Source organism: Pseudomonas sp. RU47 (genome assembly GCF_004011755.1).
Taxonomy (GTDB): Bacteria; Pseudomonadota; Gammaproteobacteria; order Pseudomonadales; family Pseudomonadaceae; genus Aquipseudomonas.
This window is the reverse complement of record NZ_CP022411.1, coordinates 2289409-2301711: the sequence shown is the minus strand read 5'-3', so window position 1 is coordinate 2301711 and position 12303 is coordinate 2289409. Positions and strand designations below refer to the sequence as shown.

Below are 12303 nucleotides of genomic sequence, written 5' to 3'. Positions count from 1 at the left end.
ACCCACAAGGAGCATCCTCGCATGCGTCTGAATACCCTGTTCGCCGTCGTCGCCCCTATCGTTATGTTGCTGCCGCTGAGTGCCCACGCCGACTGGCCCAAGGGCGAGCGCGAGAAGTACATGGCGCAGTGCACCCAGGCGGCGACTCCGCAAATCGGTGCTGCTGCGGCCAAATCGCACTGCGCTTGTGGCGCTGATGCCATCAAGTCTTATCCTGCAGCTGACATTCAGGCCCTGATGGACAACAAGGCCTCTCCTGAACTGCAGCAGAAAGCGCTAGGCCAAATTGCCAAATGCAAGGCAAATACACCGGCCAAAAAGTGATAAAAAAACCATTCTGACTCGGCTCAGCGCCCCGGAAACGGGCTGAATTTGAGCCTTTTCAGACGATTTATGCAGGTTTTACAGGTTTTTTTATTGTCTTTACGTTACGCGCAAAGCCTTTTAAACCGGGGCTTTCAGCGGAAACAGGCAGTAAAGAAAACACGACTGATTGGCAAACAGCACGTCCGGGGGGCTACCAAAGCGAACATTTCGACTATGATACCCGGGTGTGCCCAGTTGGCCTGAGCAGCACAGTACTGAAAAATATATGTTTCTTGGAGATACACCATGTCTAATCGCCAAACCGGCACCGTTAAGTGGTTCAACGATGAAAAAGGCTTCGGCTTCATCACTCCTCAAGGTGGCGGTGACGACCTGTTCGTACACTTCAAAGCTATCGAATCCGACGGTTTCAAAAGCCTGAAAGAAGGCCAGACCGTCTCCTTCGTGGCTGAGAAAGGCCAAAAGGGTATGCAAGCTGCACAGGTTCGCCCAGAGTAATTTCTGCGCGCACTAAAAAAACCCCGTCCATGTGACGGGGTTTTTTATGCCTGCAATAAAAGCCTTCGCTAATCAACCGCAGTTGACACGAGTGATCACCAGATTGTTGTCGGTGTTCAGATTCAAGCGATCCGAGCGGTACTCGAGCGTGATCATGTCATTCGGCTTGAGGAAGCGGGCATTCTGCGCCCCGGCTTTGGCACGCGCCTGCTCCAGCAATTCCGGCGAAGCTTTCTTGCCGATGGCGAACTCCGCCGCCGTTGCTTCACAGCGGCTGTGACCGGCTTCGGTCGCCGCAGTTTCCTTTGCCGACTCGCTGGAGGTCGTGCTGCAACCGGCCAACATGGCAGCGGCCATAAGTGCACCCAGTGTCGCGAACTTCAAAGGCATGAAGCCTCCTTGTTTTCAAAATGGTTAAGCTGAGATCGTGCGACCGCCATTCTGGCTTTTGGTTTCACAGCCAAGGCCATCACCCTGCCCCACGATCGGAAAAACGCCGAGTGTGCCTGAGCGGCATGCGTCACTTCATCAATCAATCGTGACTGAATATTAATGGCGCTCAGTAGATGTCGATGTAGTCATACGGCGGATTCGGCCAGTTGTCCTTCAGCGCATTGAAAATCTGCATCACCCACACCTCGTCACTGGCCGCGACATTGCCCACGTAGCCCGAGCCCTTGGCCCAGGTTTCCAGGCGAAACAGCAAACCGTCGATATCCTGCCCGCCGGTAACGCCGGAAGAAATGTAAGCGATACCGCCCTTGGTCACGCGCAGCTGCGTGTGCTCGTCATCACTGGCCGAGGCGAGCAACTGGCGCACTGCGTCGAGCGTGAGGCCGTCAGGGGTATTCAAATCGATCTGCACAGAACGGTCCTTGGAAAGCCTTGAAATACCAAGTGTCGCATAGCGCTCCGTTCATGCCTAAGTCGCAGTGCCAAATGCCCGACAAAATGTTTAACTCGATGCACAGACCTTCCGACCTTTGAGCGCTCCCATGACCACCATCAGCATCGACGCCGACATCAAAGCCAAATGGGCAGACGGCCACAGTTCCTACAGCCCGGGAACCACAGAAGAACTGGCGCTGATTGGTATCGATCTATTGGTCAAAGAGCTGGGTACGGAAGCGGCCAAGCAATTCATCAAGCAGATTTTCGAACGCTATCCGAGCGAACAGAACGAACACATTGAGAGGGTGTAAAAAACCCGCAGGCTGGCACCTGCGGGCGAATGGTTTACTTCAGGCGTTTCAGGCGCTCGGTCAGCAAGTCAAAGAAGCCTTGCGCGTCGCCGTTTTCCACCCAGAAGGCGTTCTTCGGCGCTTTCAGGCCATCGTACCAATCGACGATGGTCTGACCGAAAGTAGGCCCTTCACGGCTATCCACCACGACATTCACCGAGCGACCGGTGAACAGTTCCGGCTTGAGCAGATAGGCCACAACGGTAGCGTCATGCACCGGGCCACCCGGAATACCGTAGTGCTCCATGTCGCCTTTGATGTACTCATTGAGGATGTCGCCGACAATCTTGCTCGCGTTGTTGTTCAGCGCAGCGATCTGTTTCAGGCGCGCATCACTGGTGAGAATCTTGTGGGTCACGTCCAGTGGCAGGTAGGTGAGTTTCACGCCGCTTTTCAGGACCACTTCGGCCGCTTGCGGGTCAGCAAACAGGTTGAACTCCGCCACCGGGGTAATGTTGCCGCCGTTGAAGTGCGCACCGCCCATGATCACCACTTCCTTGATGCCCTGAACGATTTCAGGCTCTTGGATTAGCGCCAATGCCAGGTTGGTCTGCGGACCGAGCATGGCGATCGTGATGCTGTGCGGCTTGGCTTTTTTCAGGGTATCGATCAGGTAGTTGACGGCATTGCCTTCAGCCAGCCCCTTTTTCGGTTCGTGCACGGTGACACCCGACAGGCCTTCCTTGCCATGGATGTTCTCGGCGTAGATCGGCGTGCGCATCAGCGGCTTTGGCGCACCCGCATAAACCGGTACGTCTTCGCGCCCTGCCCACTCGCGAGCCAGGCGCGCGTTACGCGAAGTCTTGTCGAGGCGCACGTTGCCGGCCACGGTGGTCAGCGCGCGAATGTTCAGTTCGTCTGGCGAGGCCAGCGCGAACAACAGGGCGACCACATCGTCGGCCCCTGGATCGGTATCGATGATCAGGTCGATTTTTTCCGCCGCCTGAGCGCCGGTCGCAGTGATTACGGACAAAAGCAGTAAACCCCGGATGAGTTGATGCAGTTTCTGAGCATAGCGTTGCATGGCGCATTCCTTGTGCATGTGGAATCGAAAATCAGAATGTAACCCCGGCGACGAGGACGATATTGCAGTACGGCTGGCATTCGCCTGTACGAACAATCGCCCGAGCCTGTCGGCTGAGAACCTTGAATTGCTCATGACTGAGCAGATCGCGACGGCCCAGAGCGCCCTCTTCATTCAACGCGTCCAGCGTATTCAGCGCGGTCGGTTGCTTGTCGAAGATTTCTTTGGCCAGTGCATGGCTTTCCACCTGCATCTCGCTGAGCACGACTTTCAGGGTGCTGATGAAATCCGGGACGCCATGGGTCAGCGCCAGATCAATCAGCTCGACGCCCGGCGGCACTGGCAGCCCGGCATCACCAATAACCACCATGTCGCCATGGCCCAGGGACGCGATCAGCCGCGACAAGGCGACGTTGAGCAGAGGAGTCTTTTTCATGCGGGTTTAAAAGCCTGTACGTCGGATTGGGTTGGAATGGACGGTTGCGCGCCGGCACGAGTTACTGACAGCGCGGCGGCGATCTGCCCGTAGCGAATCGCTTCAGCCTCGGACTTGCCATTGGCCAGCGCAGCGGCAAAACCACCGACGAAGGTGTCCCCCGCCGCTGTGGTGTCGACAGCCTTCACTTTCGGCGCAGGGAAATGCTCGAAGCCTTTGCCATTGGCGAACAGCGAACCTTGAGCACCGAGGGTAATGATGACTTTGCCTGCCCCCATGGCGATCAGCTTGCTGGCAGCACCTTCTGCGGTTTCCAGAGAATCCACCGGCAATCCGCTCAATGCGCCCGCTTCGCTCTCGTTGGGAATCAGGTAGTCGATTGCGGCAAACCAGTCTGCCGGCAACGGACGACTGGCCGGCGCCGGATTGAGAATGACGATTTTACCGAGGGCGCGGGCACGCTTGAGCGCATGCCCCACCGTAGCATCGGGAATTTCGAGCTGGCAGATGATCACGTCGGCGGCTTGCAGCACCGCATCAAACCGATCGATCACTGCGGGCGTCATGGCACCGTTGGCACCGGCGACAATGACAATCGCGTTTTGACTGTTGTCATCGACCACGATCAGCGCCACGCCGCTGGAGTCATTGACTGTACTCACCGCCTGACAATCGATCTGCTCGGCCAACAAGGCGTCACGCAACTGCACGCCATAGTCGTCATTGCCAACGCAACCGACCATCGCCACCTGCGCACCCAACCGCGCGGCGGCCACCGCCTGATTGGCACCCTTGCCGCCGGAAACCGTGGCAAACGAATGACCGATCAGCGTTTCACCACCGACGGGAAGCCGCGGCGCCCGGGTCACCAGATCCATGTTCAGGCTGCCTATTACCACTACATTTGCTGGCATACATCATTACTCGTCAATTCGGTTTCAGCGGTATTCGGTGAACACGCCGGACAACGGGGCGGTCGATTCGCGCAAGACAATACTCGGGGTCACGATCCGCTGATCGGTACCCAGAGTCGGCGTAGCAATCCTTCGCAACAGCACTTCGGCCGCCATCTCGCCCAACTGCAGGATCGATTGCCCCACCGTGGTGAGTGCCGGATACACGTAACGGCTCATCTGGATATCGTCGAAACCGATCACCGACAGCTCGCTCGGCACGCGAACATTGCGCTCCGCTGCGGCGCGCAGCACGCCGATGCCGATCATGTCGTTACCGGCAAAGATCGCGCTCGGTGGATTGCTCTCGAGGAGAATCGCTGCCGCGTTGTAGCCGCCGGTACTGGTGAAATCACTTTCCAGCATGCGCTCCTGGCGGACTTCAATGCCCGCCTCTTTCAGCGCCCGGCAATAACCGGCCTGACGCATCTGCGCCACGCTGGTACTGGCCGGACCGCCAATGGTGGCGATGTCACGATGACCCAATTCCAACAAGTGCCGGGTCGCCAGGTATGCGCCGTATTCGTGGTCGATGCGCACCAGGTCGGCATCGACACCGTCCAGACCACGGTCGACGATGACCATCGGCGTTTTCACCCCGGCCAACCCCTGCGCCAGGCCGCTGTCACCGCCAGCGGAGGCGACGATCAAACCGTCGATGCGTTTCTCCAGCAATACGCGTAAATAGCTGCGCTGCTTGTCGGGGTTATCGTCGGAGTTGCAGAGGATCACGCAGTAGCCGTTACGCTCGCAGTAATCCTCGATGCCCCGTGCCAATTCCGCGAAGTACGGGTTGAGACTGTTTGGCACCAGCAGGCCGATGGTCGCAGTCGTCTTGGCCTTCAGCGAGCGCGCCACCGCACTCGGCACATAGTCGAGGCTCTTGATCGCCGCCTCGACTTTCAGCCGCACTTCCTGACTGACCGGCCGGGTGTTGTTCACCACATGCGACACCGTCGTGTAGGAAATTCCCGCGAGGGCTGCCACGTCCTTGATCGTTGCCATGTCTTAGCCCCGGCGACTGGCGCGCTGACTGCGATAAGTATCGAGCACCACCGCGATCACGATGACGGCGCCAGTGATGATTCGTTTGGTCGGCTCGGTCGCGCCGATCTGCGCCAGACCCGCCGCCAGTACCGAGATGATCAATACGCCAAAGAACGTGCTGATCACCGAACCGCGCCCGCCCATCAGGCTGGTACCGCCGATCACCACCGCGGCGATCACTTGCAGCTCCAGACCGGAACCGGCATTCGGGTCAGCGGCTTCCAGACGGGAAATCTGAAACAGCGCGGCGACACCGGCCAGCAGGCCCATCAGGCTGAATACCAGAATCTTGTAGGGTTTCGGATTGATCCCCGCCAGACGCACCGCCTCTTCGTTGGTGCCGATGCCGATCAGGTAGCGACCGAACACGGTGCGGGTCAAAACTGCTTGAGCAATGATGATCACCAGCAAGGCAATGATGAACGATGGCGAGATGCCGAACGCGATCGGATTCGACAGCCAGGCGAACGAATCACCAATGTACGCGGTGCGCGATCCGGTCATCTGATACGCCAGACCCCGAGCCATTTCCAGCACACCCAAGGAAACGATGAACGATGGAATCCGCCACGCCACGGTGATCGAACCGGTAACGGTGCCGGCCAGTGCCGCCACTGCCATGCCGAGCAGCGCTGACGGCAAAACGCCCCAGCCCCAACCGAGAATGGCGACGCTGACCGTAGAGGCCGCCAATGCCAGTACCGAACCAACGGACAGGTCGATGCCACCGATGATCAGTACAAAGGTCATGCCGACCGCCAAGACCATCAGATCAGGAATCTGGTTGGCCAAGGTACTGAAGGTGTTATACGACAGAAAGTGGCTGCTCAAGACCGAGAACAGCGCAATCATCGCCAGCAAGGCACCGGCCAGGCCCAGATAAGTGCCCAGGCCATAGAAGTTGCCACCACGTTTGCCGGCAGGAGATGCAGTTTTCATGGGAGATCCCTAGGCGCCGCTTCATTGAGCAACGCATCACGTTTTTGGTAGCCGGCGAACGCGGCGGCAAGCAAATCATCCTGGGTCCAGCTGTCGCGCTCGAAGGTGTCGATCAGCCGTCCTGCCGACAACACGCCGATCCGGTCGCAAATCAACATCAGTTCGCGCAGGTCACTGGACACCACCACCAGCGCTTTGCCCTGGCGCGTCAGTTCGCCGAGCAAGGCATAAATGTCAAACTTGGCGCCAACGTCGATGCCACGGGTCGGCTCGTCGAACAGCAACACCGAACAGTCGCGCTCCAGCCAGCGGCCGATCACGACCTTCTGCTGGTTACCACCGGACAACTCTGAAACCAGTTGCGTCGGGCTTGAACTGCGGATGCGCATAGCGTCGATCTGACGTTGCGCCAATGCAATCTCGTCGCCGTTGTTGACGACACCGCCACTGGAGATTTCCGGCATATTGCCCAAAGCGATATTGGCGCTGATCGACTGACTAAGCAGCAGGCCTTCACCCTTGCGGTCCTCGGTGATCAACGCGATGCCATTGCGCACCGCATCGACTGGCGAGCGCACACTGACTACTTTAGCTGGCGAGCCAAGTGCAATGCTGCCGCTGTCAGCGGTGTCTGCACCGAATATCAAACGCAGTAATTCCGTGCGCCCTGCCCCGATCAGTCCGGAAATCCCGAAGATCTCGCCGGCACGCACTTCGAACGAGACATCGCGAACTTTGTCGGAGCGAGTCAAACCCGTGACAGTCAGCGCCGGAGCACCGATCTTGCGCGGGCCCATGTCGATATGTTCGCCCAGTTCACGACCGACCATCAGCGTAACCAGTTGCTCGCTGTTGTAATTGGCCATCGGCTCGACGCAGACCAGATTGCCGTCACGCAGCACGGCAATGCGCTGCGCCACACGGGCGAGCTCTTCGAGACGGTGGGAAATGTAGATGATCGAAACGCCGCGCGCCTGCAAGCGGGTGATCTGCTCAAAGAGCATTTCGACTTCTCGCGCGGTGAGCATCGCGGTCGGTTCGTCGAGAATCAGCACATGGCAATCGCCGATCAGGTTGCGGGCGATTTCGACCATCTGCTGATGCCCGATACCCAACTCGCCGACCAGCGTATCCGGGTCAATGGCGTCGAGACCGACTTGCGCCATGGCTTCGATCGCCGCTTTGCGCAGTTGCTTGCGGCTGATCCAGCCGCCGTTGCTTGGCAGGTTGTCGAGAAACAGATTTTCCGCGACCGACAGCGTCGGCAACAGATTGAGTTCTTGCATGACCATACGCACGCCAAGCTCTTCGGCCTGGGTACGACTGCCCGGACGGTAGTCCTTGCCATGGAATTGCATCTGGCCGGTGGTCGGCGTGACCAGTCCGCCAATGATCTTCGACAGCGTACTTTTGCCGGCACCATTCTCGCCGGTCAGCGCCAGCACTTCACCGCGCATCAGCGTCAGATCGATGCCGCTGAGCACCGGCTGCGCATAGGTCTTACCGATACCGCTGACCGAGAGGACAGCGTTCGGGGCGGAAACTGACATAAAAACTCTCCATGCGCTCGCCCGGACGGACGAGCGCCGTTGTGTCGCCAGAAGACTTACTGGGTGACCAGCTCGACCGGTGTTTCGATCACGCCGTTGGCGCCGCTGTCGACTTTCTCGCCCTTGATGATTTTCAGCGCGGTTTCGATGCCGAACACAGCTTGCTTCGCAGCGAACTGGTCAGCAGTAGCCAGCACGCGGCCGTCTTTGAGCATTGGCTTGATGGCATTGATGTTGTCGTAACCGACGACTTGGACCTGACCGGCCTTGCCGGCAGCGCGCACGGCGGAGACCGCACCTACAGCCATGCTGTCGTTGCCGGCCAGCAGCGCTTTGACGTCCGGGTATTCGCTGAGGATCGACGCGGCAACCTTGTTGCCCTTGTCGATTTCCCAGTCACCGGACTGCAGGGAAACGATCTTGATCTGTGCAGCGTCCATCGCATCCTTGAAGCCGGCGGTGCGCTGCTGGGCGTTGGTCGTCGTGGAGACGCCTTCAATGATGCCGACTTCATCACCGGCCTTGAGCTGCTTGGCCAGGTATTCACCGACCAGACGCGCACCTTTGCGGTTGTCCGGGCCTACGAAAGGCACGCTGATGTTTTTGCTTTTGACGATGGCCGGATCGAGCTGATTATCGATGTTGATCACGGTGATGCCGGCATCGACGGCTTTCTTGATCACCGGCACCATAGCCTTGGAATCGGAGGGTGCGATAACCAGTGCATTGACCTTGGCCAGGATCATCTGTTCGACGATGCGAGTCTGGCCGGCAGTGTCGGTTTCGTCCTTGATACCGTTGGAGATCAGGTCGAAATCGGCGGAGTGTTCTTTCTGGTAGGCCTTGGCGCCATCTTCCATGGTCAGGAAGAATTCGTTGGCCAGAGACTTCATGACCAGCGCGACTTTAGGTTTTTCGGCGGATTCGGCGAATGCCGAGGAGACAGGTAGTGCGGCGGCTGTGGCAGCCAGCATAGCGACAGCAAGAAGACGTCCAGCGAATGGCAGCTTCATGGGTTCACTCCGATCTTATGATTATTGTGAGCAACGCTTGCGCTGGCGTAAGCTACTTGGCTTTCTGCCGGGCCATAAAGCGCCGGGAGCGCCACGCAAACGTTTGCGTAGACCGAACTATGCGAATCCCGCCGACATTTGTCAACAATCAGAAATCGTCATTTGTTGTAGGGCGAATCGTCGGAGTCGCCCCTTCGCTGCTTATGCCGTGGTGCTGACCAGGTTACCGCTGGTAGAACTCTTGGTCATTTCCTTGACCAGTGCACCGGCCACTTCTGCCATTGCAGCGCTGGTTTGCGCGATTTGCCCCTGAATGGACATCACCGCTTGCGATTTGGCCTCAGGCGTCGGATAGGTCTTGGCTTGTGCGGCCGCCAGTTGTTGTTGCTGCTCCTGAAGTTGCTTCTGCAGTTCCTGCATGCGCTTGAGCAACATCTTGACCGTGACGCTCAGGTTGTCGCCGCTTTCAGCCTTGCTGTCTTCTGGCGCGGCAGCTCCACCGGTTCTGACCTGGTTGCCTTGATCTTTCTCCGTACCCAGCGCCTCGGCAGAGGCGTCCGCCTCTGCCTCGCTCAATGCGTTGATCGTCGCTGCGGTTTTGCCGCCGATGGTGACTGCACCGGGATTTGAAAAACCGACCGTCAGTGACATGTGAACTCCCTACCTTTTAGTTTCCTTGAACACCCATCGGCCTGCGCGAAGCTTTCTTTAGCAGAAAAACCCAAACCGGCAACCCGAATCACTCGACAGAAGCAGTAGTCCTTTTCGGAGAGCCGAACGCGAAGGCGTCCATTGTTCGGAAACCCGGATAGAGGATGGTGCGCAGGATTTTCAAACTGAGAAAATCTTGATGCAAATCATCAGGTTAAACATTTTTCTAACGCAAAGTAGCGCTGGTACAGATCCTGCTCCCTTCATCGCATCCCAAGAATCCAGATCGGCTTGGGGTGCATCTAGATGAACCTGCATCAGCACCGTCTCACTACTAGAGAGAAAAATAATGAAATCTGCTTTCAATACTTTGGTTCCGGGCGCTTTGGCCCTCCTCCTGCTCCTGCCCACCGCCCTCCAGGCAAAAGAAGTCGAAACCCAGACCAAGCTCGCTAACGTTGTGGTACTTGCTACGGGCGGCACCATTGCCGGTGCTGGCGCGAGCGCCGCCAACAGCGCCACCTACCAGGCGGCCAAGGTGGGTGTCGAACAATTGATCGCCGGTATTCCCGAGCTGAGCAAACTGGCGAATGTGCGTGGCGAACAAGTCATGCAGATTGCCTCGGAAAGCATCACCAACGAAAACCTGCTGCAATTGGGTCGTCGTGTAGCCGAACTGGCCGACAGCAAAGACGTCGACGGCATCGTCATCACCCACGGCACCGACACCCTGGAAGAAACCGCTTACTTCCTCAACCTGGTGGAAAAAACCGACAAGCCGATCATCGTCGTCGGCTCGATGCGTCCGGGCACCGCCATGTCTGCAGACGGCATGCTCAACCTGTACAACGCCGTGGCCGTGGCCAGCAGCAAAGAAGCGCACGGCAAAGGCGTACTGGTGACCATGAATGATGAAATCCAGTCCGGTCGCGATGTCAGCAAAATGATCAACATCAAGACCGAAGCGTTCAAAAGCGCCTGGGGTCCATTGGGCATGGTGGTTGAAGGCAAATCCTACTGGTTCCGCTTGCCAGCCAAGCGTCACACCATGGATTCGGAATTTGACATCAAAAACATCAAGAGCCTTCCTGACGTAGAAATCGCCTATTCCTACGGCAACGTCAGCGACACTGCCTACAAGGCTCTCGCACAGTCCGGTGCCAAGGCGATCATCCACGCCGGTACCGGTAACGGCTCGGTGTCCTCCCGCGTTGTTCCAGCCCTGCAAGCACTGCGCAAGGATGGCGTGCAAATCATTCGCTCGTCCCACGTCAATGCTGGCGGCTTCGTTCTGCGTAACGCCGAACAGCCAGACGACAAGTACGACTGGGTTGTTGCACACGACCTGAACCCGCAAAAAGCCCGCATCCTGGCGATGGTCGCCCTGACCAAAACCAATGACAGCAAAGAGCTGCAACGGATGTTCTGGGAATACTGATTGATCTTCGCCCGATCCATTCCTGATCGGGCACCCTGCACACCACTCGCTCTAGGGCGGGTGGTGTGTCACCTACAACGCTCTCGCATTTTTCCCACAAAAAAATCGACACGGCCTACACCAAAACAGGAAAAGCGCTGTCAGAGGATTTTCTTGAATTTTAAGCAGTTGCGAAAATGCTTACAGTTAAATACTGTATGCACGTACAGCTTAATAAGGATAACCTCGTGGCCACCTCCCCTGATGCTCCTGACGCTTACGAACGCATGGGTATGCGCGTTCAGAAAATCATCAATTCTCCCACCGCCCAAAAAGCCAAAGCCGCACTGATCTTCCGTCTGCCGGACGAACCGATGGATGAGTGGGAGCGCCTGCTCGAGGAAATCGACGAGAACGACAACGTCACCCTCGCCTATCGCGACGACGGTGGCGTGCAGATTTTTTGGGTTGTACCGAAGGAAGATTGATTCAATGAGTGTCCGCTGTTTTGCATTGTTGTTGCTGTTCATCACCATGGGGGCGCAGGCTGGCGCACCCCGCACATTTACCGAAGCCAAGAAGGTCGCCTGGAAGCTTTACGCACCACAGTCCACAGAGTTTTACTGCGGGTGCAAATACACCGGCAACAAGGTTGATCTGAAAGCCTGCGGTTATGTACCACGCAAGAACGCCAAACGTGCATCACGCATCGAATGGGAGCACATCGTGCCCGCCTGGCAATTCGGCCATCAGCGCCAATGCTGGCAGGAAGGTGGACGCAAGAACTGCACCCGTTACGACCCCAGCTATCAGAAGGCTGAAGCCGATCTGCATAACCTGGTGCCGAGCATTGGCGAGGTCAATGGCGATCGCAGCAACTTCAGCTACGGTTGGTTGCCAGTGCAGTCCGGGCAGTACGGCTCATGCCTGACCCAGGTCGACTTCAAGGCGAAGAAGGTCATGCCTCGCCCGTCGATTCGCGGCATGATCGCCCGGACTTACTTCTACATGAGCAAGCAATACGGCTTGCGCCTGTCGAAGCAGGATCGACAATTGTATGAAGCGTGGGACAAGACTTACCCGGTGCAGGACTGGGAGCGTCAGCGCAATCAGAGCGTGGCGTGCGTGATGGGACGCGGCAATGAGTTTGTCGGTCCGGTGAACATGAAAGCCTGCGGTTGATCGACACTTAAAAGAAAAGGCCTCG

The 12303-nt window shown here is 57.6% G+C and carries 16 protein-coding genes; 6 read left to right on the top strand and 10 right to left on the bottom strand.

What is annotated here, in order from left to right; translation table 11 throughout:
* Positions 1–21 precede the first annotated feature (21 nt).
* Both CCX46_RS10490 and CCX46_RS10485 read left to right on the top strand, forming a co-directional pair.
* The gene (locus CCX46_RS10490) at positions 22–324 is read left to right on the top strand and encodes a hypothetical protein (RefSeq protein ID WP_095111728.1); all 303 of its coding nucleotides are present in this window, start codon (positions 22–24) and stop codon (positions 322–324) included.
* Between the two features lie 288 nt (positions 325–612).
* Positions 613–825, top strand: a complete 213-nt coding sequence (locus CCX46_RS10485) for a cold-shock protein (protein WP_003179963.1) — start codon at positions 613–615, stop codon at positions 823–825.
* Between the two features lie 72 nt (positions 826–897).
* Here CCX46_RS10485 and CCX46_RS10480 read toward each other — a convergent pair whose 3' ends face one another.
* Entirely contained in the window at positions 898–1215 is a 318-nt protein-coding gene (locus CCX46_RS10480) for an I78 family peptidase inhibitor (protein ID WP_127926599.1), read from the bottom strand.
* A 169-nt stretch (positions 1216–1384) separates the two neighbouring features.
* Complete coding sequence (locus tag CCX46_RS10475) at positions 1385–1690, bottom strand: hypothetical protein (protein WP_034152743.1); 306 nt, start codon at positions 1688–1690, stop codon at positions 1385–1387.
* A 130-nt stretch (positions 1691–1820) separates the two neighbouring features.
* Here CCX46_RS10475 and CCX46_RS10470 point away from each other — a divergent pair, with 130 nt between their 5' ends.
* Complete coding sequence (locus tag CCX46_RS10470) at positions 1821–2027, top strand: hypothetical protein (protein WP_127926598.1); 207 nt, start codon at positions 1821–1823, stop codon at positions 2025–2027.
* 34 nt (positions 2028–2061) lie between these two features.
* On the opposite strand, the gene CCX46_RS10465 is transcribed toward CCX46_RS10470, so the two are convergent.
* The 8 genes from CCX46_RS10465 to CCX46_RS10430 all read right to left on the bottom strand — a co-directional run bounded on the left by CCX46_RS10465 (position 2062) and on the right by CCX46_RS10430 (position 9679).
* Positions 2062–3090: a nucleoside hydrolase gene (locus CCX46_RS10465; protein ID WP_016984942.1), complete on the bottom strand. Its 1029-nt coding sequence runs from the start codon at positions 3088–3090 to the stop codon at positions 2062–2064.
* A 31-nt stretch (positions 3091–3121) separates the two neighbouring features.
* Complete coding sequence (gene rbsD, locus CCX46_RS10460) at positions 3122–3526, bottom strand: D-ribose pyranase (RefSeq protein ID WP_123592850.1); 405 nt, start codon at positions 3524–3526, stop codon at positions 3122–3124.
* The gene (gene rbsK, locus CCX46_RS10455; RefSeq protein WP_127926597.1) at positions 3523–4440 is read right to left on the bottom strand and encodes a ribokinase; all 918 of its coding nucleotides are present in this window, start codon (positions 4438–4440) and stop codon (positions 3523–3525) included. The genes rbsD and rbsK overlap by 4 nt, the downstream gene beginning before the upstream one ends.
* Before the next feature lie 24 nt (positions 4441–4464).
* Entirely contained in the window at positions 4465–5484 is a 1020-nt protein-coding gene (locus CCX46_RS10450) for a LacI family DNA-binding transcriptional regulator (RefSeq protein WP_127926596.1), read from the bottom strand.
* A gap of 3 nt (positions 5485–5487) precedes the next feature.
* Positions 5488–6465, bottom strand: a complete 978-nt coding sequence (locus CCX46_RS10445) for an ABC transporter permease (protein WP_127926595.1) — start codon at positions 6463–6465, stop codon at positions 5488–5490.
* Positions 6462–8015 carry a sugar ABC transporter ATP-binding protein gene (locus CCX46_RS10440; RefSeq protein WP_127926594.1) on the bottom strand — a complete coding sequence of 518 codons (1554 nt, stop codon included), beginning with the start codon at positions 8013–8015 and terminating at the stop codon, positions 6462–6464. The genes CCX46_RS10445 and CCX46_RS10440 overlap by 4 nt, the downstream gene beginning before the upstream one ends.
* A gap of 56 nt (positions 8016–8071) precedes the next feature.
* The gene (locus CCX46_RS10435; protein ID WP_077571943.1) at positions 8072–9028 is read right to left on the bottom strand and encodes a sugar ABC transporter substrate-binding protein; all 957 of its coding nucleotides are present in this window, start codon (positions 9026–9028) and stop codon (positions 8072–8074) included.
* A gap of 201 nt (positions 9029–9229) precedes the next feature.
* Complete coding sequence (locus CCX46_RS10430) at positions 9230–9679, bottom strand: hypothetical protein (RefSeq protein ID WP_127926593.1); 450 nt, start codon at positions 9677–9679, stop codon at positions 9230–9232.
* A 349-nt stretch (positions 9680–10028) separates the two neighbouring features.
* Between CCX46_RS10430 and CCX46_RS10425 the strand changes: the two genes are divergently transcribed.
* From CCX46_RS10425 to CCX46_RS10415, 3 genes are all read left to right on the top strand, one after another.
* Complete coding sequence (locus CCX46_RS10425; RefSeq protein ID WP_034152752.1) at positions 10029–11117, top strand: asparaginase; 1089 nt, start codon at positions 10029–10031, stop codon at positions 11115–11117.
* Between the two features lie 197 nt (positions 11118–11314).
* The gene (locus CCX46_RS10420) at positions 11315–11584 is read left to right on the top strand and encodes a DUF1654 domain-containing protein (RefSeq protein WP_166219800.1); all 270 of its coding nucleotides are present in this window, start codon (positions 11315–11317) and stop codon (positions 11582–11584) included.
* Positions 11585–11588: 4 nt separating this feature from the next.
* Positions 11589–12278 carry an endonuclease gene (locus CCX46_RS10415; RefSeq protein ID WP_095111733.1) on the top strand — a complete coding sequence of 230 codons (690 nt, stop codon included), beginning with the start codon at positions 11589–11591 and terminating at the stop codon, positions 12276–12278.
* Positions 12279–12303 lie beyond the last annotated feature (25 nt).